Origin of the sequence: Fictibacillus arsenicus, from assembly GCF_001642935.1 — a bacterium.
GTDB lineage: Bacteria > Bacillota > Bacilli > Bacillales > Fictibacillaceae > Fictibacillus > Fictibacillus arsenicus_B.
In genome coordinates this window covers 1,557,045-1,582,251 of record NZ_CP016761.1, presented here as the reverse complement: position 1 = coordinate 1,582,251, position 25,207 = coordinate 1,557,045, and the positions used below count along the sequence as shown (strand labels likewise).

21 protein-coding genes and 2 riboswitches are annotated in these 25,207 nt (G+C 40.5%); of the genes, 9 read left to right on the top strand and 12 right to left on the bottom strand.

Annotated elements, in window-relative coordinates; all coding sequences use genetic code 11:
• Positions 1–117 precede the first annotated feature (117 nt).
• Positions 118–1,212, top strand: coding sequence for an AI-2E family transporter (locus ABE41_RS08310; protein WP_066288700.1), 1,095 nt, complete (start codon positions 118–120; stop codon positions 1,210–1,212).
• A 186-nt stretch (positions 1,213–1,398) separates the two neighbouring features.
• Here ABE41_RS08310 and ABE41_RS08305 read toward each other — a convergent pair whose 3' ends face one another.
• The 5 genes from ABE41_RS08305 to ABE41_RS08285 form a co-directional block, all read right to left on the bottom strand.
• On the bottom strand, positions 1,399–1,935 hold the full coding sequence (locus tag ABE41_RS08305) for a 1,2-dihydroxy-3-keto-5-methylthiopentene dioxygenase (protein ID WP_066288699.1): 537 nt from the start codon (positions 1,933–1,935) through the stop codon (positions 1,399–1,401).
• The gene (locus ABE41_RS08300; RefSeq protein WP_437435471.1) at positions 1,913–2,584 is read right to left on the bottom strand and encodes a methylthioribulose 1-phosphate dehydratase; all 672 of its coding nucleotides are present in this window, start codon (positions 2,582–2,584) and stop codon (positions 1,913–1,915) included. The genes ABE41_RS08305 and ABE41_RS08300 overlap by 23 nt, the downstream gene beginning before the upstream one ends.
• Before the next feature lie 2 nt (positions 2,585–2,586).
• Positions 2,587–3,252 carry a 2-hydroxy-3-keto-5-methylthiopentenyl-1-phosphate phosphatase gene (locus tag ABE41_RS08295; protein WP_066288690.1) on the bottom strand — a complete coding sequence of 222 codons (666 nt, stop codon included), beginning with the start codon at positions 3,250–3,252 and terminating at the stop codon, positions 2,587–2,589.
• Positions 3,249–4,490 (bottom strand): 2,3-diketo-5-methylthiopentyl-1-phosphate enolase, encoded by a 1,242-nt coding sequence (locus tag ABE41_RS08290; protein WP_066288688.1) that lies wholly within the window; start codon positions 4,488–4,490, stop codon positions 3,249–3,251. Before ABE41_RS08290 ends, ABE41_RS08295 begins: the two co-directional genes overlap by 4 nt.
• A gap of 77 nt (positions 4,491–4,567) precedes the next feature.
• Positions 4,568–4,681: riboswitch (SAM riboswitch) on the bottom strand.
• A gap of 67 nt (positions 4,682–4,748) precedes the next feature.
• On the bottom strand, positions 4,749–5,915 hold the full coding sequence (locus ABE41_RS08285) for a pyridoxal phosphate-dependent aminotransferase (protein WP_066288686.1): 1,167 nt from the start codon (positions 5,913–5,915) through the stop codon (positions 4,749–4,751).
• A 119-nt stretch (positions 5,916–6,034) separates the two neighbouring features.
• On the opposite strand from ABE41_RS08285, the gene ABE41_RS08280 reads away from it, so the two are divergent.
• From ABE41_RS08280 to mtnA, 3 genes are all read left to right on the top strand, one after another.
• Entirely contained in the window at positions 6,035–6,817 is a 783-nt protein-coding gene (locus ABE41_RS08280) for a carbon-nitrogen family hydrolase (RefSeq protein ID WP_066288683.1), read from the top strand.
• Positions 6,818–7,205: 388 nt separating this feature from the next.
• Positions 7,206–7,379, top strand: a riboswitch (SAM riboswitch).
• Positions 7,380–7,466: 87 nt separating this feature from the next.
• Positions 7,467–8,684, top strand: a complete 1,218-nt coding sequence (gene mtnK, locus ABE41_RS08275) for an S-methyl-5-thioribose kinase (RefSeq protein WP_066288680.1) — start codon at positions 7,467–7,469, stop codon at positions 8,682–8,684.
• Between the two features lie 3 nt (positions 8,685–8,687).
• Complete coding sequence (gene mtnA, locus ABE41_RS08270) at positions 8,688–9,743, top strand: S-methyl-5-thioribose-1-phosphate isomerase (protein WP_066288677.1); 1,056 nt, start codon at positions 8,688–8,690, stop codon at positions 9,741–9,743.
• Positions 9,744–9,767: 24 nt separating this feature from the next.
• Here the strand turns inward: mtnA and ABE41_RS08265 are convergent, their stop codons facing one another.
• Together ABE41_RS08265 and ABE41_RS08260 are read right to left on the bottom strand one after the other, a co-directional pair.
• Positions 9,768–11,609, bottom strand: a complete 1,842-nt coding sequence (locus ABE41_RS08265) for a bifunctional diguanylate cyclase/phosphodiesterase (RefSeq protein ID WP_083207735.1) — start codon at positions 11,607–11,609, stop codon at positions 9,768–9,770.
• A gap of 159 nt (positions 11,610–11,768) precedes the next feature.
• Complete coding sequence (locus ABE41_RS08260; RefSeq protein ID WP_083207734.1) at positions 11,769–12,125, bottom strand: YisL family protein; 357 nt, start codon at positions 12,123–12,125, stop codon at positions 11,769–11,771.
• A 147-nt stretch (positions 12,126–12,272) separates the two neighbouring features.
• Between ABE41_RS08260 and ABE41_RS08255 the strand changes: the two genes are divergently transcribed.
• On the top strand, positions 12,273–13,481 hold the full coding sequence (locus ABE41_RS08255; protein ID WP_066288672.1) for an ornithine--oxo-acid transaminase: 1,209 nt from the start codon (positions 12,273–12,275) through the stop codon (positions 13,479–13,481).
• 317 nt (positions 13,482–13,798) lie between these two features.
• Here the strand turns inward: ABE41_RS08255 and ABE41_RS08250 are convergent, their stop codons facing one another.
• From ABE41_RS08250 to ABE41_RS08240, 3 genes are all read right to left on the bottom strand, one after another.
• On the bottom strand, positions 13,799–14,587 hold the full coding sequence (locus tag ABE41_RS08250) for an SDR family oxidoreductase (RefSeq protein ID WP_066288671.1): 789 nt from the start codon (positions 14,585–14,587) through the stop codon (positions 13,799–13,801).
• Positions 14,588–14,818: 231 nt separating this feature from the next.
• Positions 14,819–16,243 (bottom strand): NAD-dependent succinate-semialdehyde dehydrogenase, encoded by a 1,425-nt coding sequence (locus ABE41_RS08245; RefSeq protein WP_066288670.1) that lies wholly within the window; start codon positions 16,241–16,243, stop codon positions 14,819–14,821.
• Positions 16,244–16,280: 37 nt separating this feature from the next.
• A complete protein-coding gene (locus ABE41_RS08240; protein ID WP_066288668.1) occupies positions 16,281–17,165 on the bottom strand; it encodes a fumarylacetoacetate hydrolase family protein in 885 nt (294 codons plus the stop codon).
• Between the two features lie 199 nt (positions 17,166–17,364).
• Here ABE41_RS08240 and ABE41_RS08235 point away from each other — a divergent pair, with 199 nt between their 5' ends.
• Positions 17,365–19,122 carry a B12-binding domain-containing radical SAM protein gene (locus ABE41_RS08235; RefSeq protein WP_066288665.1) on the top strand — a complete coding sequence of 586 codons (1,758 nt, stop codon included), beginning with the start codon at positions 17,365–17,367 and terminating at the stop codon, positions 19,120–19,122.
• Between the two features lie 224 nt (positions 19,123–19,346).
• Here the strand turns inward: ABE41_RS08235 and ABE41_RS08230 are convergent, their stop codons facing one another.
• Together ABE41_RS08230 and ABE41_RS08225 are read right to left on the bottom strand one after the other, a co-directional pair.
• The gene (locus ABE41_RS08230; protein WP_066288661.1) at positions 19,347–20,426 is read right to left on the bottom strand and encodes an efflux RND transporter periplasmic adaptor subunit; all 1,080 of its coding nucleotides are present in this window, start codon (positions 20,424–20,426) and stop codon (positions 19,347–19,349) included.
• A gap of 13 nt (positions 20,427–20,439) precedes the next feature.
• Entirely contained in the window at positions 20,440–21,111 is a 672-nt protein-coding gene (locus ABE41_RS08225) for a hypothetical protein (protein WP_066288659.1), read from the bottom strand.
• A gap of 164 nt (positions 21,112–21,275) precedes the next feature.
• On the opposite strand from ABE41_RS08225, the gene ABE41_RS08220 reads away from it, so the two are divergent.
• From ABE41_RS08220 to ABE41_RS08210, 3 genes are read left to right on the top strand one after another with little or no spacing between them, the layout of a single operon-like run.
• Positions 21,276–22,841, top strand: a complete 1,566-nt coding sequence (locus ABE41_RS08220) for a spore germination protein (protein WP_066288657.1) — start codon at positions 21,276–21,278, stop codon at positions 22,839–22,841.
• Positions 22,838–23,932 carry a GerAB/ArcD/ProY family transporter gene (locus ABE41_RS08215; protein ID WP_066288655.1) on the top strand — a complete coding sequence of 365 codons (1,095 nt, stop codon included), beginning with the start codon at positions 22,838–22,840 and terminating at the stop codon, positions 23,930–23,932. Before ABE41_RS08220 ends, ABE41_RS08215 begins: the two co-directional genes overlap by 4 nt.
• A complete protein-coding gene (locus ABE41_RS08210; protein ID WP_066288654.1) occupies positions 23,929–25,050 on the top strand; it encodes a Ger(x)C family spore germination protein in 1,122 nt (373 codons plus the stop codon). The genes ABE41_RS08215 and ABE41_RS08210 overlap by 4 nt, the downstream gene beginning before the upstream one ends.
• Positions 25,051–25,207: the final 157 nt, after the last annotated feature.

Below are 25,207 nucleotides of genomic sequence, written 5' to 3'. Positions count from 1 at the left end.
ATGCCCAATACTTAACATATGCTTTTATCCTTGTACGGGTGTTATGAAATATTTGTGTAAGTTCTTCCAACTTGTATATAATGAATCTATATTTCAGAAGATAAAGGTGATCATTGAATGCCACAGTCGAAGTTTTTTCGTATCGGTTACGGATTGCTCCTCATTTTTCTAATTATTTTAGTAGGAACAAAGATTGATTTTATTTTCAGACCGATCGTCGTTCTTGTTCAAACATTATTTTTCCCATTCTTACTAGGCGGAGTACTGTACTATCTATTTCGCCCCGTTGTTCAATTTCTGCATAAGCGTAACGTACCGAAAGTTTTATCTATTTTGTTAATCTACTTGCTTGCTATTGGATTGTTTGTCTTATTGTTTTATTCCATCGGTCCAGTATTGCAAAGGCAGGTCAGCAATCTGGTAGAAAACACACCAGCGTTAATTGATGCGATCCGCTCCAAGCTGAACGATCTGCAGCAAAATGAATGGGTGAATCGATTCCAGGAAAGTGAACAATTTGATGTAAAAGAAATCTCTGATAAAGTTACAGCTTACTTATCTAATAGTGTTCAAACAATTGGAACGAACATTGCGAACTTCATCGGAATCATTACCAACATCATCATGATTTTCGTAACAGTACCATTTATCCTCTACTACATGCTTAAAGAAGGCGAAAAGGCGCCGCAGATGGTGCTTCAAACATTGCCTGAAAAACAGCGCAACAATGGTACGAAAATTTTAAAAGATATGGATATCGCGCTAAGCTCATATATCCAGGGACAGATTTTAGTCAGTGTATGTGTAGGAACAATGCTTTATATCGGATATTTAATTATTGGGATCGAGTATTCGTTGATTCTTGCAATCATTGCCATGTTTACGAACGTAATTCCATTCTTAGGCCCTATAATCGGCGTTGTACCTGCGCTGATCGTAGCAGTTGTTGACTCTCCTGCTATGGTAATCAAAGTGCTGGTTGTTATGGTCATTGCACAGCAGATTGAAGGGAATGTCATTTCACCGCAAGTTATGGGTAAAAAACTTGATATCCATCCGCTTACGATCATTTCCATCTTGCTTGTTGCAGGAAGTCTTGGCGGACTGCTTGGTTTAATCTTAGCGGTTCCTGTCTATGCAGTATTAAAAGTTATCGTACTGCATACGTACAGATTAATTAACTTAAGAAGAGAAAAGAAAATAGAGGGATAAGGAAAGAGCACCGGTTGGCCGGTGCTCTTTTTTAGTACTGGTTTTTCTTAGATGACGTCCGCTCAGCGATTATAAATCTCCTCGAGCGAGCAAAATCTTCCTGAACTAGCATTATCTCACCTCTAGATTTCATTAATATAGAAAAAACACACCATTTCCAACTAAAATGGTGTGTCTTCGTTAAGCTTACTTTGCTTCCTGAGGTTCTTTGTCGTAAATCGGCACCCAGCCTTCTTTTGATTTGAAGATTCGTACTGCTACTACTTTTCGATCTTCCTGCAGAGTAAAGTAATGACGGTAATTTTCAGGAACAGAGATAAGATCGCCTGGCTCAAGCTCTACATCAAAGAACCTGCCGTTTGGTCCTTCGATTGCAAAAATTCCGTGACCTGAAACGATAAAGCGTACTTCATCATCTGTGTGGTGGTGCTCAGCTAAGAAATTCTTTAATAGTTCATCCAGGTTTGGTGTTGCATCAGACAGTGAGATAACATCTGAAGTTACATACCCTCGGCGCTCCGAAATATCATTAATTTCGCTTTGGAACGTCTGAAGCACTTCTTCTTTTTCTTCATCCTTTAAAGAGTAGTTCTCACGAAGGTTTTGAGGAAGTTTTTCAATATCCCATTTTTCATAAATGACTTCCTGTGAATTTAAGTAAGCTTCTACTTCACTTTGATTTTCGATTCTTTCGTTGTTGTCATGAAATCTTAATTGTGCCATGTTTTACGCCCCCAAATGATTTATTTTTTGTTTTTTTGCTTAAAAAAGAAAGTGTTTGAAGTTTTAAATGATAGGAGAAAAGAAATTCAAAAGCTTCCAAATGTTTTTTTGCTTCAAAAGCATTTTTTCCCCAAACCGTGATTCCGTGATTGCGGATCAGTACTGCCTTCGTATCCGGTTTTATCACACCGGCAACAGCTTCGGAAAGCTTAGTCAAGTCTGCAAAGTTCTCAACGATAGGCACTGTAATACTCCCGTCTTCTTCCCATATTCCAAATGCTTTAATCAGTTCTTGTCTTTGAAATGTGATCTCGCCTTCGTTTCCATACAGCTCAGAGATAAGGTTATTGTCAACGGTATGAACATGCAGACAGCAGCCTGCATCAGTTAAACGATATACTTCACAGTGAATGCCGGTTTCTGCAGAGGCTTTAAGCGTTGTCGTCTCAACTGCTTTCCCTTCTCCATCAACGAGTAAAAAATCTTCTGACGTACGCTTCGTTTTATCTTTGCCGCTTGCAGAAACATAAAAGGTAAGCGGACTCTCTTCAACTTTTATCGATACGTTTCCACTGGTTCCAGGAAACCAGTTTCTTGCAGCTAATTCATCTTTCACATCGGCCAGTTCGTTCCAGCGTTGTTCATGTATCGTCAACTTCTTACCTCCTCTTTTTCCAATGCATGGATGACATCAAAAAATGTTTCAAAAGGTGTGTATGGAATATTATTTTCTTCACATTTTTCAATTAAGTAGTCTCTTGCAAAAACAACATCGGCAAGCTTAGAAGCCTGAAGATCCGTTATGGAGTCACCGATTACTATTTTTTGATAATCGAAATGCTGATTTTCTGCCTTTCTGATAAAGGAAGGCTTGCAGCACCCGCAATCATTCTGGCAAAGTCCATCACATTTGTTTGGCCACGTAATTTTGATTTGCTCTTCGGAAAAGTCACTATGATTGCAGATGATTTGTTCAGGATCCAGTTTATCTTTCAGCACTGGATGAACAAAGAAATCAATACCTCCGCTGACGATATAAAGCGGAATGTTTTCTTGCTTTGTAAAATCTATAAATTCTTGAAACCCATCTCTTATTTTGGAACGAGTTAAAACAAAATGGATGATTTCATCCTTTTTGTTAGAAGATATCCGTGAGAACAGCTTCCCTACTCCTTCTCGAATCGAGATGTTTTCGTTTAAAATATCGTTCACAATCGGCTGCCATCCATCTGGAGCGAACTCTTCCATTATGGCTACGATGTTGTCTTTCTCGGTAACAGTTCCGTCAAAATCGCAGAAGATTAGTTTGCGCGTCATGTTACAGGTACTCCTCCCCATAACTCCAAAGCTTTTTGAAGTTCCGGGTGTTTCTCGGCATAATTTTCAAGGTCTTCGCCTATAACTGCTGCATCTACAGCTTGACGAAATGCACGTGCCCCGCCTGCAGCTCCGTCAGGATGACCGTGAATTCCTCCGCCAGCATTAATAACACTGTCTAAGCCAAAATCATTGAACAATACAGGAGTTAATCCAGGATGTATCCCAGCTGATGGTACCGGGAATGATTTTTTCAGCGCAATATTTTCTGTCGTTAAAGCTTCTGCAATATTTAGTGTTTCATCTCTATCAAGTGCCACACTTCCATATGGAGACGGGAACAGTACAAGATCTGCTCCTGCATATCGCAAAAGTTTTCCGAGCAATACTGAGTAACCTATTCCATAGAGAGAAGATGAACCGATTGCACCTGACAACGCAGGATGTGCCATTATCGGAAGAGGTATTTCTTTATCTTCTGCCAGCTCCTGAAGCACATCTGGACCATAAGATAGCACATTAAACAGCAATGCATTTGCACCTAGATCTGCAGCGCGCCTTGCTTTATCACGCAGATCACTTGTTCTTCCGGTTAAGTTCACAGCGTAAAGCGTTTTTTCCCCAGTTCGGTCTTCCGCTTGCTGCAATACTTCTTTTGCCGCCTTAATGCGGTCCTCAAACGGTGTCAGCGGATTATCAAAAAGAATTTCATCATCCTTCACAAGGTCGACGCCGCCAAGTGACTGTTCATATAGCTGCTGTTTAAAGAATGAAAGATCTTTACCCAGCACTCCTTTAAAAATACTCATAACTAGGGGACGGTTATGGACACCTAAAATCTCACGTATTCCAGATATACCGTACTTCGGTCCTGGGAAACTCGATTCCAGCTGTTTATCAAACTCCAAATCTATGAGTTTTATTTCTCCATCAAGTGACAGTTTGCCAAAGACAGTTGTTAAGATCGCTGGAATATCGTTAGAAAAATTTGCTGATGGATAAGAGATCTTCAGCAATCCCCTCGTACGCTGGTTTCCTAAAAACCGATCAGCTTCATCGTCACGCTCCAGTTCAACAACGCTCTCTACAACACCTTTATGTTTTCGAAGCTGTTCCTGCTCAAGCAGCGGCAGATCCGTCCAAGATCCTACTGTCAATCCCAGTGCAATGCCTTCCGCTTTTTTATCTAAATTTCCTTTTTTGTCATGAACCAAATAGGTCGCAGTTACTTTTCCCATATCGTTAAAACTCCTTTCAAACACAATAAAAAGCCCCATCCAAAAGGAAGGGGCACTAAATATCGCAGGTCCGCTTCCTCTCATCTCTCAGTCTATTTGACTGCAAGAATTAGCACCGTTTTCAGCTGAAAATAAGCTGAATGGTTGCCGGGTTTCATCGGGCTAGTCCCTCCACCTGCTCTTAATAAGAGTGCAAATTGTTCGAATATAATATTAATTGTGATTATGACAGGCCATGAAGATCCTGTCAACAATTTTTTAAATGACTTTTGCGATTCTGTCGGCTGCTTCTATTAGCCTATCTTCTGAAGTAAGCAAACCTGCCCTCACATATTTGTCTCCTTCTTTTCCAAATCCGATCCCTGGAGCAACGACAACATGCGCTTTTTCTAGTAAATGATCCGCAAACGTTTCTGACGTGTATCCTTCAGGAACTGGCAGCCAGCAGAAGAACGAACCCTTTGGAGCTTCGACGTTCCAGCCGTTTTCTCTTAACCTGCCGATAAAAGCATTGCGCCTCTTTTCATATGTTGCTACCAGCTCATCCACGCATTCCTGGGATTCATTGAGTGCTGCGGCCGCTGCATGCTGCACGGCTCCAAATAGACTGACATAAAAATGGTCTTGAAGAAGGTTGATAGATTCAATGACTTGCTCATTTCCGACTGCGAAACCGACACGCCAGCCAGCCATGTTGTAAGTTTTGGACAATGTATAGATTTCTATTCCAACTTCTTTCGCTCCATCAGCCTCTAAAAAGCTGACAGGCTTTTTACCTTCAAATCCAATCGCACCATACGCAAAATCATGGCACACTAAAATATCATGCTTTTTTGCCAGTTCAACGGTATCTTCAAAAAAGTCTTTTGTTGCGACACCAGCCGTCGGATTGTTCGGATAGTTTAAGAACATAAGTTTAGCTTCTTGCAGCACATTTTCTTCTAAACGATCATAATCAGGCAAAAAAGCATTCTCTGCTAAGAGAGGCATCGTCTCCATCTTCGCCCCAGCCATTGCAATTCCTGACCAGTAATCAGGATATCCTGGATCTGGAACAAGAGCAATATCTCCAGAATTTAAATAGCATTGAGATAACTCTACTAAACCCGTTTTACCTCCGAACAATACTGCTACTTCTTTTTCCGGATCCAGCGTAACTCCGTATTCTCTTTTATAAAAATCGGCTGCAGCCTGCTTTAAAAAAGAATGTCCGCGAAACGGCGAGTATTTGTGATATGCAGGATTGTCTGCCCCTTCTTTTAACGCTTCTACAATATGATTTGGCGTGGGCTGGTCCGGGTTCCCTTGTCCAAGATTAATAACATCATAGCCTTGCTCCACATAATGTGATACTTTTTTTACAAGTTTAGCGAAAAATTGCTCTGGCAGTTTAGCCATGACCTCTGCCTGTTCAAAACGTTTCAAACGATCACTTCCAGTCTAATTTGAATGTTCTTGAAATTCTAATCAGTTATGTTATACGCTTAAGGAAATTCTGTAAAGACTTTTTTTGGTATTTCTATGCCAGATAGGAGTGTTTTTTTATGAAAATAGTATGTATACAAGTGGATGTCCAATTTGGAAATCCTGAAAAAAATATGGAGCATATCGAGAAAAAAATCCGTGAGGCAGTTCGGCTTTATAAGCCTGACTCCATAGTACTTCCTGAACTTTGGGATACAGGGTATGATCTGACGCGCCTAGACGAGATCAGTGATGAAAATGGTGAAAAAGCAAAAAAATGGCTCAGTTCCCTTGCAAAAGAGTTTGGAATTAACCTCATTGGCGGATCTGTTGCATTCCGTAAAGGTAATGACGTTTATAATACGATGCTGAGCTTTGACAGAAATGGTTCGCATATCGGAACGTATTCCAAGGCACACCTTATTACGCTTATGGAAGAAGAAAAATATATCGCTCCTGGCAAAGAAAGCGGTATTTTCACAGTTGATGGCATATTGTCTTCAGCTGCAATCTGCTATGATATCCGTTTTCCTGAATGGATACGCATGCCTTTTATAAAAGGGGCAAAAGTTTTATTCGTTCCTGCTCAATGGCCGATTCAGCGGCAGACTCACTGGCGCGCTCTTTTGATTGCACGTGCTATTGAAAATCAATGCTATGTTGTAGCATGCAATCGTGTTGGAAGCGATCCGAACAATACATTCGCTGGCCAGTCTATGATCATCGATCCTTGGGGCGATATTGTCGCAGAAGCCTCCGTTTCTGAAGAAGAAATTCTTACTGCTGACATATCTCCTGAATTGGTTGATGAAGTACGGGCGAAGGTTCCTGTTTTTAATGACCGCCGTATAGATCTTTACTAACACCGCATTTAGCTTGCTCTCCTTACCCGTCCGGGAAATCTGGAGCATAAATCAACGCTAAAGACTGTTGCTTTTGAATATTTTCTTGGAGTACACTTCGTCGACTAGTTGATTGGAACGTAAGGTGCGAGACTCCTGCGGGATTAGTGGGACAGGTGAGACCCCGGCAGGCTTATTTAGCCTAGGGGGCTCACCGCACACCCCACGGAAATCGAGCACCTGGAGAGGAAATCAACCCTTTCTATGACTACTTTGTTTACGAAAACAACTTTCATAACCCAAAAGAATAGTCACAAAAAAAGTTTGACAAATCGTTTCCAAACATTGTAGTATAACGATTATGAATTGCGCGAATATTATTTCGCTTTTAACGAACTGAATAATTGGTCTCTTATCAAGAGCAGGTGGAGGGAATGGCCCGATGAAACCCAGCAACCGACCGTAATACCATTGTGAAATGGGGCGCCCGCAAGATATGGGGAGCCGCTGGATTTTTTTATTAAAATCAGCGTATGGCACGGTGCTAATTCCAGCAAAACTACTCGTTTTGCTAAGATAAGAGGCGCGGGACAACTGTCTTTCCGGGCCTCTTTTCTAATATGAAAAGAGGCTCTTTTATTTTTCTAAAACATTCCGGGGGGAACAAAAAATGACCGTAAAAGTAAAACCAGCATATGAACCATTAAACGAACTGACTGTACTTGATGTAATTAAGCCTTTGAACTTCTTTAACTCAGCATCTCTAAATAATCTAGTTGTTCAAGAGATTGGTGATGGCAACTTAAATCTTGTTTTCCGTGTACAAGATTCTGATTCCCAAAAAGCACTGATCGTGAAGCAGGCTCTTCCTTATGCAAAAGTAGTCGGAGAAAGCTGGCCGCTTACTTTAGACAGAGCCAGAATCGAAAGTGATGCTTTATTGCAAGAAGCGGAGTCCGTTCCGCATCTCGTACCAAAAGTTTATTACTCCGATTCACACTTAGCCGTAACAGTGATGGAAGATCTTTCAGACCATGTCATATTGCGCAAAGGTTTGATCGAAGGAAATACCTATCCTCTTCTAGCAAAAGATATCGGAACATTCGCAGCAAACACAGCTTTTTATTCCAGTGATTTTTATCTCCACCCTTTCGATAAAAAAGAAAAGGTAAAGCGTTTTTCCAACCCTGAACTTTGCAAGATTACAGAGGACTTAGTATTTACAGATCCATTTTTTGACCATGACACAAACGAGTTTCCTGCTGAACTAAAAAGTAGTGTAGAAAAAATTTGGTCAGATCAAGAATTGCTTCGTGAAGTCGCTCAACTCCGATTTTCTTTTTTAACTAGAGCTGAAATTTTGCTGCATGGCGACCTTCATACAGGAAGTATTTTTGTAAAAGAAGACTCGACAAAAGTGATTGATCCGGAATTTGCTTTCTACGGTCCAGCTGGTTTTGATCTTGCACACTTTTTTGCGAATCTGACATTGAATCATCTTTCACAGAACGCACATACAAAAGAACCGTTCCATCGTGAATCTGTACAGTCTTTCCTGCTGCAAACGATCGAGAAAACATGGGAGACATACACGAATACTTTTACAGAACTATGGCGCGAAAAATCATCAGATCCTTTTGTAAAAACAGAAGGCGTTCTTGAAAATTTCCTTCAGCACACTTTTCAGGAAGCAATCGGTTTTGCCGGCTGTGAAGTGATACGAAGAACGATCGGTCTTGCACATGTTGTTGACCTTGATTCCATTGAACAAAAAGATATTGAACTTTTTTATAAGAAAAAAGCGCTTGAGCTAGGAAGCTATCTCATAAAAAACCAAAGAAAATTTACGAGTATCACTCAATTAACTAACTGGATTAGAGGTGCATAAAGAATGACCGTAGCTGAAAAATGGGTCCCTTCTGTTCGATATCGCAGGGACCATCTTCTTATCTTAGACCAGCAGCAGCTTCCACATCACACTGTATACTTGAATGTAACGAGTATCGAGCATGTGTGGGATGCCATATCAAAACTAAAGGTTCGGGGTGCACCTGCAATCGGCATCGCAGCCGCTTTTGGCCTTGTGCTTTGGAGCAACAGCGAGAAAGATAATCAACTTGAATCCTTTTTATCAAAGCTGCAAGTTCAGCGAAATTATCTTGCATCTTCCCGGCCGACAGCTGTTAACTTATTTTGGGCACTGGACCGGGTAGTTCGCGCTGCGCAAAAAGCCGTTTCTGTAGAAGATGCTAAAGAAAAGATTGAGCAAGAAGCGATCAACATTCAGACAGAAGATGAAAACACATGCCGCAAGATTGGTGAATATGCTCTTTCACTTTTACAGGATGGCGATGCAGTAATGACTATCTGTAATGCTGGTGCGATCGCAACAAGTAAATACGGCACAGCGCTGGCTCCTTTTCACCTTGCAAAAGAAAGAGGATTGAATCTCTCCGTTTACGCAAACGAAACACGGCCTGTTCTCCAAGGGGCTCGTTTAACAGCTTGGGAGCTTCAGGCAAATGATATTGATGTAACGCTCATTACAGACAATATGGCAGCACATACCCTTAAAACAAAAAATATAAAAGCTGTTATCGTAGGCTGTGACCGTGTTGCGGCGAATGGAGATACCGCGAACAAAATCGGAACGTTCGGATTAGCTCTCCAAGCAAAAGCACTGGGCATTCCCTTTTATGTCGCTTGCCCTTTATCTACTTTAGATTTAAGAACTGCAAGCGGTGAAGATATTCCGATCGAGGAACGTCCTGAAGAAGAAGTCACTCATTTAAACGGTATCCGTATTGCACCTGAAGGCATTAAAGTGTTCAATCCTGCTTTTGATGTAACACCCGCTGAGTATATATCAGCTATCATTACAGAAAAAGGTATTGTAAGCGGTAATTACAAAGATTCTCTATCTGTGCTTAAGAAGGAAAACAGCTAATACAAAAAACAGCACACCCTTTGGTCAGGATGTGCTGTTTTTTATTGTATAAAATTCATCTAAAAAAAGTTGGGCTTCATTAGCAGGCATTGGTTTACTGATGATATATCCTTGTGCGGTGTGGCAGCCATATTCACGAAGAAGCTTCATCTGTTCGTATGTTTCAACACCTTCTGCCACTGTAGTTAACGACAAACCTTCACACATCATAATAATAGCCTTAATGATGGCGGCATCACTCGTATTGAAAAAGTCATCACTCAAGTGACGGATAAAGCTTTGATCGATTTTAAGCGAATCAACAGGAAAATCTTTTAAATAGCTAAGTGAACTATAGCCTGTGCCAAAATCATCGATCGATAGTTTAACACCTAGTTCTCTTAATTCCTGCATAATGCTTATACTGTATTGCACATTATGAATCATCGTGCTTTCGGTTAACTCCAAATGCAGACACTCAGCGGGTATACCTGACGCTTGCAGCGCCTCTTTTACTTCATATACGAAGGACAATCTCTGAAACTGCCTTCCTGAAACATTTACAGATATAGAAAGATGGTGTGCACCTTCATCGTGCCAGTGTCTTAGCTGTTTACAAGATTCAAAGAGAACAAATCTTCCAATGTCATCTATCAGTCCAATTTCTTCTGCAAGAGGAACAAACTGCATCGGTGAGACAAGGCCAAGTTCCGGGTGGTTCCAGCGTAGAAGGGCTTCAAATCCAGTGATTCTTTCCGTCTTCATGCATAGCTGCGGCTGAAAGTAAGGCTGAAGCTCTCCTTTTTGAATCGCCTTTCTTAAATAGCCTTCGAGCTTAAGGCGCTCAAGTGTAAATGCGTTCATTTCACCTTTGAAAAACTCACGCTTGCCGCGTCCTTTTTCTTTTGCCTTATGAAGAGCAATGTCAGCATTTTTGATCAGTACATCTGCTTCCATACTATCGTCTGGGTAGATGCTGATTCCGATCGATGCGCTGACTGTATATTCCTGTCCATCTAAATAGATCGGCATTTTTAACGCTTCTGTAATTCTGTTTGCCGTATCTATGACTTCCCCTGACTTATCAAGCATTGGCAGGATAAGCGTGAACACATCTCCAGCAAAGCGGCATAAAAGGTCGTCCCCTTTAATCGTCTGTCTCAGCTGCTTGCTAACATGCTTTAATACTACATCGCCGATATGGTGACCTAGACTCTCATTTATGATTTTAAAATGGTCAATATCTATAAACATGACAGCTAGTTTCTTTTTTGTATGATGGTTCTCTTCCACTAACTCACGAAGTCTTTTCTCGAATTGACTTCGGTTCGGCAAGCCTGTCAGTGAGTCATGAAAAGCAAGTCTTTCAATCTTCTTTTCTGCATTTTTCTGCCACGTTATGTTTTTGCTTATTCCGTATACACCAACTACTGCCTTGTTCACTACGATCGGTATGTTCGTAATGCTGCATACGATTTCACTGCCGTCTTTTTTCATGATACTCGTTACAAAAGTTTGGGGTTTTTCATGAATGGCAAGACGAAAATGTTCAACAACACGCTTATGATCTTTCTTACATACGAAATTTAACGCATGAGCCTGGAGCATATCTGATTCAGAAAATCCTAACGTTTGTACAAGTGCTGGATTCACACTCGTAATATATCCGTTCATATCCATAGAATAGATCATATCTGGGTTGTGTTCGAATAGTGATTTGTACCGCTGTTCAGACTCGAGAAGAGTATTATTAAGCTGTTCCATCTCTTTCGCACTTGCTTGAACTAAGTGTGACATCGCTAAGAGGTCATCTATTTCTTGTGATTGCTCCGGCATTTTTAATTTTATTTTATTGTCATTTTTATTTAGATAATTGAAGGTTCTCATGATTACACCTCATCTGCTAAAAGAACAATCATATGGCTTTGGGCATAATGCCACTATTAATATCGGTGCACAGTTCAATATCTTAACAGGACTATTGGTGGTTATTTTTACCATATAAAAAATCGCCTGATTTAAAATCAGACGATTTCTCTCTATCATTTATCCAAGCACGATATAACCATAGAATAATACTAAAACAAGTGATACCCAGAAAAACACCCAGTTCATTAAACGGCCTTCACCGCGTTTTCTTTGAACAAGGATGATTTCCATCAATCCGATCATAACTAGCCCTAGAACACCTTTAATAATAATAGGACCATTATTTACAATTCCAGGGTCTGTAAGGTAGCCAGCAAGCATGTGCCCACCTGTTGCAAGTATGGCTAAATACAAAACTCGCAGGATCATATGAAAAATTTTAGATTTTTTTCCGGCATTTTTTTTGTATAGCATATACGTTACAAAAAACAAAATGAGAGCCAGAAACCAAGATGTAACATGTGCATGAATCATAAATATATCCTCCTATGTATAATTCTCCATATTAATATACCACGAAGTCGAGCAAACAAGACAACCATATGAGTTGCCCCTGTAAAGAAAGCACTTTCATTGGTATAATAGCACTGTGAGAAATCTTGCAGAATAGAGGTGTTTCCTATGAAACAGACACAGACAAAGAATACGGAAACTGTTATTTCTAAAACGGAGCAGTATGGTGCACAAAACTATCATCCGCTGCCGATCGTCATTTCAAAAGCTGAAGGTGTATGGGTAACAGATCCTGAAGGAAACCGTTACATGGATATGCTTAGTGCATACTCCGCGGTAAACCAAGGACACCGCCACCCTAAAATCATCCAGGCGCTTAAAGATCAAGCAGACAGAGTAACACTGACTTCACGTGCGTTCCACAACGATCAGCTAGGCGATTTTTATGAAAAAGTTTCTAGCCTGACGAAAAAAGACATGGTACTTCCTATGAACACTGGTGCTGAAGCTGTTGAAACAGCAATCAAAGCTGTACGCCGCTGGGCATATGATGTGAAAGGTGTTGCTGATAACCAAGCAGAAATCATCGTTTGCGAAGGAAACTTCCATGGACGTACGATGACAGCCGTATCCATGAGCTCTGATCCAGATTATCAGCGCGGATTCGGCCCTATGCTTCCTGGAATCAAAGTAATTCCTTACGGCGATTTGGAAGCATTGAAGGCTGCTATTACTCCAAACACTGCAGCATTCATCTTAGAACCGATTCAAGGTGAAGCTGGAATCGTTATCCCGCGTGAAGGCTTCTTAAAGGAAGCTCTAGAAGTGTGTAAATCTGAGAATGTTCTTTTTGTAGCAGATGAAATCCAATCAGGACTTGGCCGTTCTGGTAAAATGTTCGCTTGTGACTGGGAAGAAATTGAGCCAGACATGTACATCCTAGGAAAAGCACTAGGCGGAGGCGTTATGCCGATTTCTTGTGTGGCAGCTAACCGCGAAATCCTTGGTGTATTCAATCCTGGATCTCACGGATCAACATTTGGAGGAAACCCGCTTTCTTGCGCAGTTTCTGTAGCTTCTCTTGAAGTACTAGTTGAGGAGAACTTGGTTGAGCGTTCGCTGAAGCTTGGTGAGTACTTCTTGGGTGAGTTGAAGAAGATTGATAATCCAGCGATCAAAGAAGTTCGCGGAAAAGGATTATTTATAGGAGTTGAGCTGAACGAACCTGCTCGTTCTTATTGTGAAAAATTAAAAGAACAAGGCTTATTATGTAAGGAAACACATGAAAACGTAATCCGCTTTGCACCGCCGCTGATCATCTCTGAAGAAGACTTAGATTGGGCGATTGAGCGCATAAAAAACGTACTTTCTGTTTAATTAATATGGAGAGCTGACTCTGAGGGGTCAGCTCTTTTGCTTTTTTAAGGTTGAAAGCTTTTGATATGGTTCAGTTTTGGGTGCCCAAACAGTTTTCAGTCCATACCAGAAGGGGTATTAGGCGATAACTGAGAATTTAAATCCACAAGAAATTGGGTCCAATCCAAAAGTTTTGCCTGTTTATCCACGAGTTTTTACCCCCAATCAAAAAGTTTTGGCTATTTATCCACGAGTTTACAATCCTCAACAATTTTCACCATCTCGTATACTCCTCTAACGAACAAAAAAGAAGCAGCCACCGCTGCTTCTTTCCTTTTTTATAACGCTTTAACCATTCCTCCATCAATGAGCAATGACTGACCTGTAACGTACGTGTTAGCGCCAGAGCACAAGAACACAACCATCTTTGCAAACTCTTCAGGCTCACCGTAGCGGCCGAGCGGAATGCCGCTCTCCATCGATGCTTTCACTTCTTCTGCAGAGACACCCTTCTTCTCTGCAGCCATCTGATCCAGTTCACCTACACGGTCTGTTCCGATTCGCCCTGGACCAATCGTATTGATCAGGATACCGTCTTTTCCAAGCTCTTGTGAAAGACTCTTCGATAAACCATTAATGGCTGTACGGAACGTGTTAGATAAAATCAGACCATCGATCGGCTGTTTGAATGAGGATGATGCGATATTTACAATGCGTCCGCCGCCATTCTTTCTCATATTAGGTGTGACCGCACGAACCGTCCGCACTAGACTCAAGAGTGTCAGTTCAAATGCTCCCTGCCAGTGTTCATCTTCAAAGTCATTAAAGTTTCCAGCTGGCGGACCTCCTGCATTGTTTACCAAAACATCGATGCTTCCGAGCTTCTCTACTGTTTCTGCTACGAGTTCATCGATCTCATTCCGCTGTGTGATATCACACTTTTTATAATGTACGGCTGATCCCGTCTCGCTTTTTATTTCCTCAGCTGTTTGTGATAACTGCTGTTCATCCCTGCTTGTGAGCATGACGTTTGCGCCTTCTCTGGCAAACTGCAGTGCACAGGCTTTTCCGAGTCCTTTACTTGAAGCAAGGACTAGTACATTTTTACCTCTTAATCCTAAATCCACGATAAAATCACCCGTCTTTACTTTTATTTTATAGACTGTCTTGCTTGTGCTTTGCTGCTCTTAAAAGTGGTTGATTTCCGCTTCAGGTGCTCGCTTTCCGCGGGCGTGCGTTGAGCCCCCTAGGCTAATTAGCCTGCCGGGGTCTCACCTGTCCCGCTGAGCCCGCAGGAGTCTCGCACCTTCCGCTCCAATCAACTTGTCAATGATGTATCTTCAAAAACAACAATCTATTTATAGGACAAAACTCACATATTTCGTTTCAAGATAAGCTTCCATTCCTTCGACTCCGCCTTCACGTCCAAGACCGCTTTCTTTCATGCCGCCAAATGGTGCTTGAGCTGCTGATGGTACTCCATCATTCCAGCCGATGATTCCATAGTCTAATCCTTCTACGATTTGAGTTCCTTTTGACATGTTTTCCGTGTACACATATGCTGCTAAGCCAAATGGACTTGTGTTAGCGAGCCGAATCCCTTCTTCAAGCGAATTGATTTTATGAATTGGAATAACCGGTCCGAACGTTTCTTCATTCATAATGAGCATATCTTGTGTTACGTTTTTCAACACCGTCGGTTCGTAATAATACGCACCGTTCTCTGCTCTTCCTTTTCCGCCCGTTACACATTCTGCTCCGCCTGCAACAGCGTTTTCTACATGCTCAGATATTTTTTCGTATCCGTCTTTATTAATGATCGGTCCGATATCCGTACCTTCTTCAAGTCCGTTTCCAACTTTTAGCTTTTTCGCTTCAGCGGCAACGAGTTCTACAAACTCATCGTACACGTTTTCCTGTACATAGACTCTATTGATACAGATACATGTTTGACCTGCATTACGAAATTTCGAAGCTACGATTCCTGCTACTGCCTTTTTAAGATCAGCATCATCAAGGACGACCGCAGGTGCGTGTCCGCCTAATTCCATCGATACATTTTTAACCGTCGCCGCGCTCTGTTCGATCAGCTTTTTCCCGATTTCAGTTGAACCCGTGAATGTTACTTTTCTTACTTTTTCAGAATCCATGATCGCTTTCCCAATAATAGAAGACGAACCTGTTACAAGGTTGATAACTCCTTTTGGAAAGCCTGCTTTATCTGCGAGTTCTACTAGTTTTATAGCTGTTAGAGGTGTTTCCTTTGGCGGCTTCACGATAAATGTGCAGCCAGCTGCAAGAGCCGGACCAAGCTTTCTCGTGATCATGGCAGCCGGGAAGTTCCATGGTGTGATCGCTGCTACTACCCCAACTGGCTGACGCAATACTTGCATTCTTTTATTTCCAGCACTTGAAGGGATCGTTCGGCCGTAAACACGTTTACCTTCCTCAGCGTACCACTTGATAAAAGAAGCTGCATATATCACTTCACCTACAGATTCCTTTAACGGTTTTCCCATTTCTAACGTCATTAGTTCAGCGATGTCTTCTTTTTCTTCTAACATCAAATCATGCAGTTTCATGAGGTATTCAGCGCGCTCATAGGCAGTCAGTTTAGCCCATCCTGCAAAAGCGTCATGAGCTGCATCTATTGCCGCATCCGTCTCTTCTTTTCCGCAAGATGGCACAGTACCGACAACCTCGCCATTAGCAGGGTTAAATACCTCTATTTTTTCAAGAGAGTTTCCTGTCCATGAACCGTTAATATAAAGCAGCTTTTCCATGTGAATTCCTCCTCTATGTAACTAGTAAAATTCGACTTCATTCTACTATTTCATTACGAAGTGTCCCGATTCCTTCTATTGTGATTTCAATCGTATCTCCGGCTTTTAGAAAAACAGGCGGCTTCATCCCTTTCCCTACTCCGGCTGGCGTACCTGTCGCAATAATGTCTCCTGCTTCAAGCGTCATGCCTTTCGAAAGTTCAGCGATCGTAGTCCGTATGTCAAAAATAAAATCAGATGTATTTCCTTTCTGACGCACTTCCCCATTTACTTTCGTTTCAATCATAAGACTCTCTGGATTCGGGATTTCAGAATGATGGACGATCCAAGGACCCATCGGACAAGTACCGTCTAAGCTTTTCCCGAGTAAAAATTGCTTATGCTTCTGCTGCAGATCACGTGCTGTGATGTCATTGATAATTGTGTAGCCAAATACGTAATCCATTGCCTCTTCCTTAGTAATCCCTGTTCCCGTTTTGCCGATAACAACGGCTAGTTCTCCTTCGTAATCCAATTGATCAGTAACCTTCGAGTGGCTCAGAATTCCCTCACCATGCCCAATAACTGCTGTTGGAGCTTTTGAAAAAACCATGATGTTTTTTGGAATATCTGCTTCGCTCCCCATTTCTATTGCGTGGTCACGATAATTTTTACCGATACAAAAAACATTTTTCGAAGGACGCGGAATTGGCGCTAATAACTGAACCTCTTCCAATGTGTATGTAAAATCAGCTGCTTTTACTTGATTTACAAGATCATGAACAGTTGAAGTGAATTCCTCTCCTTGCTCAATCGCTTCTAATAATGTACCGGGTATCTCTTTTCCCACTGAAGCTGCCAGAGCTGATACATTCACTACTGCATCATTCTTCACCACTCCTATAAATGAATCACCCTTTTGAACTGCAGAAACAAATTTCATTTTGTATGAATTCCTCCTCTTAAAAAACGCTTTCATGATTATTAGTTCTACTATATAGCTCCTGGCTTTGTACCGTAAAGAAATATGCTGTTAATAATTCCAATCAGAACTGGTTTTTTCTTCTTTTTAAAATATGGTAAAATAGTGTGTCATCTAAATCACCCATTCATTTGGGTAAACGTAATGAGGTAATGAAACCATGAAAACTGTACTAAGTACGTTAAATGCAAAATATATACACACTTGTCTTGCTTTAAGATATTTAAAAGCATACAGCGAACCTGAATTTCCTGTAACGATTCGCGAATTCACGATAAAAGACCCGTCACTGAATATCGTGACTGACCTTTACAGCCAGCAGCCAGATGTCCTTGGTTTCAGCTGTTATATCTGGAACATTGAAGAGACGATCAAGGTTATCCAGATGTTTAAGAAGATCAAGCCTGAAACGAAGATCGTACTCGGCGGTCCCGAGGTTTCCTACGATGTCGCTTATTGGCTGGACCGTATTCCAGAAGTAGATTTTATCGTTGTGAATGAAGGCGAAGAAACTTTTAAGCAATTGCTTGGCCAGATTCAGAATAACGGTTCGTTTGATACTGTCGCTGGTCTTGCATATAGAAAAGACGGCAAACCGAAAATCAATGGACCACGTGAAAAGCTGGATCTAAAAACAGTCCCATCCCCATTTCGGTTTGAGGAAGACGTAGAATCTCTTTCTAAACGCATCACCTATTTTGAGACAAGCCGAGGTTGTCCTTATTCATGTGCATTTTGCTTATCTTCAATCGAAGTAGGTGTCCGTTATTTTAATCCTGATCTTGTTAAAGAAGATTTGATCTTTTTAATGGATAACGGAGCGAAGATTATTAAGTTCGTAGATAGAACGTTCAATATTCGCCGTGATTACGCGCTTGAAATGTTCTCCTTCTTAATCGAGAATCGCCGACCTGGAGTGGTGTTCCAGTTTGAGATCACGGCCGATATTATGAGACCTGAAGTTATTGATTATCTAAATGAGCATGCTCCAAAAGGGTTGTTCCGATTTGAGATTGGAGTTCAATCAACAAATGATGCTGTAAACGAACTCGTTCAGCGCAGACAAAATTTCGAGAAGCTTACCCGTACAGTTACAACAGTGCGTGACGGCGGAAAGATTGTTCAGCACTTAGATTTAATAGCTGGATTACCTGAAGAAGACTATAACTCGTTCCGTAAAACATTTAACGATGTTTTTGCTTTTGGAATTGAGGAAGTTCAGTTAGGATTTTTGAAGATGCTGCGCGGTACTAAGCTTCGTCTGACAGCTGAAAAGCATGATTACATCTATATGGATCATTCTCCATATGAAATTTTAGGGAACAATGTTCTGACGTTTGACGAAATCATCCGCATTAAGCAAGTAGAGGACGTATTGGAGAAATACTGGAACGATCATCGAATGGATCACACAGTAACATATCTGATCAACCATGTGTTTGAATCGCCGTTTGACTTTTTCCAGGAGTTCGGAACGTATTGGGAGTCAAGAGGGTGGTCCAGAATCGGTCATCAGCTTGAAGATTTATTTAAACGATTGATCGCATTCTTAAAAGAATCTGCACCACACGCTTTGCCTGCAGCTGAAAGCCTGATGAAGCTTGACTATTTAGAGCGTCAGCAGTTTAAGCCTCGTAAGCCATGGTGGGAAAATACACAAAACAAAGAAGAAACATCTAAGGTCTTATCATTCCTTGCACAGACACCTGAAGTAATTGAAGGTTTCCCGGCACTTTCTGAAAAAGATATTTATAAGCATGCCTTTGTTACAGAAACTGCAATCAATCCATTAGCAGATCAAATTAAACATCATCCAGAAAAATCATATTTTCTAATTGCTTTGTTTGACCCGAAACAGCAAAACACGCAGATTTTTACTGCACCAAAATCACTTATACATGCAAAAAGGGACGCGTAATCCGCATCCCTTTTTTTGTTTATTATTTTGGCTGTAATTTAAAAATACTTCATTGACCAAGTTGATTGGAGTGCAAGGTGCGAGACTCCTACGGGACGAGCGGTCAGGTGGAGACTCCTAATGGCGCAAAGCGGCAGGAGGCTCACCGCACGCCCCGTGGAAAGCGAGCATCCTGGAGCGGAAATCAACCCTTTCAAATACCAACAAAGTTTACTAAAAGAGTCCTATTTTTTAAACACCGGCTGCCCTGAAACAAATACTGGTGAAGGATTCAATACGGCAGCCTGGTCCTTTTTAAGACCTCTCTTTATCTGAACGAAACCGTTTTGCTCAATCCCTGTCTCAACTTTCATCTTATACAGCTTATCTTTCACGATAATAAGAACATACTTAATACCATCATCTTTTAAGACAGCTTTCTTTGGAACACTTATTGCTTTTTCAGCTAATTTTTCAGATACGATGATTTTCGCAGTCTGCCCTTCTACCCAAGCGGCTTCATCCTCTACAAGAACAGTCAAAGTAAAAGTCTGATCCTCTTCTGATGGCAGAACAGTTTGAACCGTTCCGTTAAGTTTCTTCTTTTGATCTGGTGAATCGATCTGGACTGAATCCCCGGTTTTAACGAAACCAGCAATCTCTTGTTTGACTTCAGCCTTTAATTCAAAATTCCCTTGTCCAACAATTGTCAAAACGGGTTTTTGATCTTGAATTCCATTAACTTCTGAAACTACGCCATCTGCAGGACTTTTTACAGAAAGAGCATCAAGACGATCTTCTAAATCGCTTATCTCATCAGTTAATACTGAGCTTTCATTTTCTGCAAGCTCTTCTTGAAGTTCAGCATTGCTCAATTGCTCCTGAAGTCTGACTTTCGCCTCAGCACTGTCTTTCTCTTCGTCAAAGCTTGAAAGTTCACTTTCCCACTCGCTTATCTGGCTAGAATAATGATCGGCACGCACATCTGCCGCTTCTTTTTCTCTTTTTAACGTTCGAAGTTCTTTTTCAATCTCGTTATTTTCGTATGTAACAAGTGTTTGACCAGAAGAAACCGTATCCCCAGAGTTCACCATTATTTCTTTTATGGATCCTAATGAGTCATTCCGATAAACATCAAACGTGTTTTTGGAATATGCGATTCCTGTTACTTCGTGCTTTTTTGAAAAATCTCTTTCTTTGGAGAGTGTGGTTTCAAGTCTTGGCGCTTCAATTGCTGCAGACTCCTTTTTATCAAATATTAATAAATTCATCACAAGCAGGAGAACAATTATTATGCCAGCCGCTACCCATTTCAATCTATTCATATGCAAGCTCCCCCTACACCAATTGTCCGCTGACTAATGCAGCATATAAGGAATATAAAATAATCCAGAAAACTGATCCGCCAATTGTAATGGCTAAGCAGTAGCTCTTCGCTTTAAATGATAACTGTCTTAATGCAAAATAGATGAGAACGGAACCCCACACGGTAAATAAATTAATGGAATTCAATAGCTCCTGCCAAAATCCATGCTTAAAAAACAGAACCCCTGCAAAACCAAACCCCAACGGCTGAACCACTTCTTCAGCACCTGTTACAAATTGAAACGGCAGCTCGAATGCCAATCCTATCAGAAAAAGCACATACACAACACTCATCACATAAAAAAGAGCTTTGTAGCCGACGTCTCTAAAGAATACATAAAGAAACATCGCTCCGGCTTGTACGAGGAGAAATGGAACGATAATTCCCCATGCACCTCCGGCTAAAGATATGAAAAACCTGAGCAGTTCTTGTTCTGCTCCTGAAAGTTTTGCTGATTCTACGAATGAAATGGTTTTAAAAGATGGATATGCCGCAAAAAAAGATAGCGCATGAAGCAGTCCGCTGACCGCTAATATAGCGATAAATCTAATCCAGAATCCTTCTTTTTCTTTCCACTCTTTATAAAATGAAAAATATGTATAAGGCTTTGTTAAAGCAGGAATAAATTGAGCTCTTCCTGTCATAAGGCCTCCCCCTTCTCTCTCTGTTTATCTTTATATCGTATCACAAAATTTTACTCATAATGACAATTTCTGACTCGTTTTTTCAAAAATAGGCACATCTCCGTATAAATGCCTTTAATCCGCAAAAACTAAGGCAAACTATTGCAGATCGGGATGAGGTCTATATGACTTTTTTTAAGAAACCTAAAAAGCTTAAGCCAGAAAAAGAAAATCCAAAGCCACAGGATTCTTCTCAAGAAAACAACTCGGAGGAAAACCAATCTCCTGCAGTACAAAATTTAAGTTTAGATGAACTTCTAACTAAGGTTAAAGAGCCTTTTTCAATAACCGAAGATCTTATGACACATTCAGTTGAGCTTCCATCAGATAATAGCCGGATTGTTCTTCTGTTTATTGAATCTATTATCGATAAACAGCTTGTGCAAAGCATGATATTGAATCCCTTGTTTGAGACGGCTCGGGAGATTAACTTTGAGTCTTTTAAACAAATGGCGAGCATCGATTTAAAGAAACAAACCGATTTTAATCAGGTTCAAGAACTGCTTCTGCAATCGAACACGCTTATTTTTACTGAAGATACTTCATGCTTTTACTCTATGACGACACCTGTGAAAACACAGAGAGATATAACGGAACCAGACAATGAAGCGATAATCCGTGGCGCCCATGAAGGTTTCATAGAAAACCTGTCTACAAATCTGGCACTGATTAGGAAAAGATTAAAGACGCCAAAACTGACGATAAAGTACCTTCAAGTCGGCAAAGAAACCCATACAACAATAGCATTAGCTTATGTTGATAATATTGCAGACCCTGAACATGTAAAAGAAGTCGAGAGAAGAATTAAGTCCATTGAAGCGGATGCGGTTTACACACCCGGAAATATTGAGGAAAGTATTGAAGATAAGCCATTTAGTTTTTTTCCGCAAATGCTCAGTACTGAACGTCCTGACCGCGTGGCAGCAAACTTGATGGAAGGCCGAGTAGCTCTCATTTACGATACATCACCAACAGCACATGTTATGCCAGTTAACTTTTTTACGTTTTATCAATCTGTTGATGATTACAATAAAAGGTGGCATATCGGTTCCTTCTTCCGATTTGTACGTATTATGGGGTTTTTTATAGCGTTGGGACTGCCTGCTGTTTACATAGCGATCGTTTCATTCCATTTTGAAGTCATTCCATTTGGTCTCATTTTGCTAATAAAAAGTTCACTTGAGGATATACCTTATCCGCCTTTGTTTGAGGCTTTGCTGATGGAGCTCACGATTGAATTAATCCGGGAAGCTTCAATAAGGCTTCCTACTAGAATCGGTTCCACAATCGCGATTGTAGGAGGATTGGTAATCGGAGATGCTGTTGTAAAAGCAGGTCTTGTATCAAATTTAATGATCATTGTCGTGGCTATTACAGCGATTGCGGCTTACATTGTTCCTTCAAATGAGATGAGTGCTGCTGTGCGTATTTTGCGATTTCCGTTCATGGTAGCCGCTGCGACTTTAGGATTTTTAGGGATTGTTTTCGGATTTCTGATTTTAATTTTCCATTTATGCAGGCTGTATACGTTTGGATCTCCATATTTCGCACCAATAGCACCACTTAATCTGGCAGATTTGAAGGATTCGTTTATACGAGCCCCGTTTTGGAAACAGAACACACGGCCTAAAGACGTGAATGCACAAAAAACAGATAATTCTAACCATACTCGAAAGTGGGATAAATCATGAATGATCATACGATCACGCATAGACAGCTTTTCTTTTTGATTGTTCAGACACAAATCGGTGTCGGTGTATTATCTCTGCCCTATTCTTTATTTACTAAAGCAAAGATAGATGGCTGGATTGCCCTGATCATTGCAGGGTTGTTCATTCAATTTTCAATCTTAGCCATTTGGAAACTTTGTGATAGATTTCCACAGAATACGATTTATGACATCCTCCCAAAAATAATGGGAAAGAACTTAGGTCTGGTGTTCAACTTCATTTACACGTTGCATTTTTCGTTTATTTCTATTTTAATCCTGATCATGTATAACAGCATTGTCGGTAAATGGATTTTATTTGAGACTCCCCATTGGGTCATTATTTTTATCATGGCTTTTGCAGGATGGTATTTCATTACGAGCACACCGAGGGAAATAGCGAGATTTTTTGTACTCGTCACACCGCTATTATTAATTTTGGTTGGTTTTATCTTGTACTCCTATACAGATGTTCACCTGCTTTACATCTTTCCGGTCGGACATACCGGAATACTTACCATTATTAAAAGCTCTTCAGATGCGATCGTTGCTTTATTAGGATTTGATGTTGCACTTGTGTTTTTAGCCTATTCGAATGGTACACCTGCAAAAAAAATAAAAGTCATCTCGTTCGCTTCATTTTGTATCACAGTCCTTTACGGATTTATCGTTTTTACAACCTATATTTATTTTAACCCTGAAGAAATTGTGATTGTTCCGGAACCTGTTTTATATATGCTTAAAGCTTTTTCATTTTCAATCATTGAACGAACTGACTTAATATTTCTTTCTATTTGGATTATTTCAGTGGCTACTTCATTTATCAGCTATCTCTTTATTGCTGCAAAAGGCGTACAATCATTATTTAGACTTCAGCACCATCAGTCAGCAGCACCTTACATCGCCATTTTCTGTGGATTAATTGCGATAATCCCAAATGAAAAACTCGAGATTTTAGTTTGGAATAAATATATTAGTCTTACATCCTTGATTTTTTCAGGCTTGTTTCCAATTGTCTTATTGCTGATTGCAGTATTAAGGAAAAAGCAAGAGAAAGGGGCGGCACCTTCATGAGGAAAATATTTTGTTTTCTGCCTGCTCTTATCTTTCTTACAGGATGCTGGGATCAAACGATGCTTAATCAAACCAAACTCATAACAGCTGGGGGATTTGATTATACAAAAGATGGAAAAGTGTTAACTACAGCTGCTGTTCCTCAATCTGTTGCAACAGATGCAGGAAAGGGTAACATCGTTAATCAAATCTTTTCTGCTTCGGGATACACGGCCCGGCAAAGTCGATTAAGGCTGGATAGAAAAGTAGCAGAAAGGCTTGATGCTTCAAAAAATCAAATTATTCTTTTTGGAGAAGACGCTGCAAAAAAGGACCTTTATCAGATTCTGGATGTTTTTTATCGGGATCCAAAATCTGCTTTAAATGCGAAGTTAGCTGTAGCAAAAGGGAAAGCGTCTGATGTGATCAGCACACAGTTTGAAGAACCTAAAATGTCTACAGGTGTCGGGGAGTATTTACGAGATTCCATTCGCAGTGCTGAGGAATCAGCGACTGTTCCAAAAGAAAATATACAGACGATTTGTCCAATCATGTTTGATCCAGGACAAGATTTTGCTCTCCCTTATTTAGAACCAATGAAAAAAACGGTAAGGATCCGCGGTGTAGCTTTGTTTCATGAACATCAAATGGTTGGAACAATAAGTGAACCATTATCTGTTATATATACGATGCTTACCGGGGAAAAGCATACAATAGCTATGAATACTACGAAAAAAATCTTTAATAACAAGAAACCTGAACTCATGAATTATGTAACGATTAAAATTAAAAACAACAATCGGTCCTTTAATGTAGATGTTTCCCCTGAAGGAAAAATTTCTGCAAAAATAAAATTAAAAATGAAAGTTGTCGTAACAGAATATCCAAGTGATAACTTAACTACTCCTGCTGAGGTAAAAATAATAGAGAAAAAAATCTCAAAAAAAATGACAGAAGATGCTCAAAAAGTAATCAAGAAACTACAAGAAATGAACAGTGACCCTTATGGCATCGGCAGACATGTAATGGCTTATCATTATCCGGTGTGGGAAAAATTAAACTGGAAAAAAGAGTATCCGAAAGTAGATTTCACAGCTTCTATTGATGTTGATGTGATCGGACACGGGATTATCGAATAAAAAAAGGATTCGAGGCACATATAGCTTCGAATCCTTTTCTTTAGCTGTTTCCATAAACTTTAAATTTAAGAGCAGCAGTTGAATTGTCCCCCTGCTAAGTCTTTTCATTTAGGCTGTTTTAGTAAACACTGTTGCTATTTGAAAGGGTTGATTTCCG

Coding starts and splice junctions, on each gene's coding strand:
- ABE41_RS08305 (WP_066288699.1), bottom strand. CDS start 1,935: ATGGCACAATTAAGATTTCATGACAACAACGAAAGAATCGAAAATCAA.
- ABE41_RS08225 (WP_066288659.1), bottom strand. CDS start 21,111: ATGACAGGAAGAGCTCAATTTATTCCTGCTTTAACAAAGCCTTATACA.
- ABE41_RS08295 (WP_066288690.1), bottom strand. CDS start 3,252: ATGACGCGCAAACTAATCTTCTGCGATTTTGACGGAACTGTTACCGAG.
- ABE41_RS08230 (WP_066288661.1), bottom strand. CDS start 20,426: ATGAATAGATTGAAATGGGTAGCGGCTGGCATAATAATTGTTCTCCTG.
- ABE41_RS08215 (WP_066288655.1), top strand. CDS start 22,838: ATGAATGATCATACGATCACGCATAGACAGCTTTTCTTTTTGATTGTT.
- mtnK (WP_066288680.1), top strand. CDS start 7,467: ATGACCGTAAAAGTAAAACCAGCATATGAACCATTAAACGAACTGACT.
- ABE41_RS08310 (WP_066288700.1), top strand. CDS start 118: ATGCCACAGTCGAAGTTTTTTCGTATCGGTTACGGATTGCTCCTCATT.
- ABE41_RS08260 (WP_083207734.1), bottom strand. CDS start 12,125: ATGATTCATGCACATGTTACATCTTGGTTTCTGGCTCTCATTTTGTTT.
- ABE41_RS08265 (WP_083207735.1), bottom strand. CDS start 11,609: ATGAGAACCTTCAATTATCTAAATAAAAATGACAATAAAATAAAATTA.
- ABE41_RS08210 (WP_066288654.1), top strand. CDS start 23,929: ATGAGGAAAATATTTTGTTTTCTGCCTGCTCTTATCTTTCTTACAGGA.
- ABE41_RS08240 (WP_066288668.1), bottom strand. CDS start 17,165: ATGAAATTTGTTTCTGCAGTTCAAAAGGGTGATTCATTTATAGGAGTG.
- ABE41_RS08290 (WP_066288688.1), bottom strand. CDS start 4,490: ATGGGAAAAGTAACTGCGACCTATTTGGTTCATGACAAAAAAGGAAAT.
- ABE41_RS08235 (WP_066288665.1), top strand. CDS start 17,365: ATGAAAACTGTACTAAGTACGTTAAATGCAAAATATATACACACTTGT.
- mtnA (WP_066288677.1), top strand. CDS start 8,688: ATGACCGTAGCTGAAAAATGGGTCCCTTCTGTTCGATATCGCAGGGAC.
- ABE41_RS08255 (WP_066288672.1), top strand. CDS start 12,273: ATGAAACAGACACAGACAAAGAATACGGAAACTGTTATTTCTAAAACG.
- ABE41_RS08280 (WP_066288683.1), top strand. CDS start 6,035: ATGAAAATAGTATGTATACAAGTGGATGTCCAATTTGGAAATCCTGAA.
- ABE41_RS08245 (WP_066288670.1), bottom strand. CDS start 16,243: ATGGAAAAGCTGCTTTATATTAACGGTTCATGGACAGGAAACTCTCTT.
- ABE41_RS08220 (WP_066288657.1), top strand. CDS start 21,276: ATGACTTTTTTTAAGAAACCTAAAAAGCTTAAGCCAGAAAAAGAAAAT.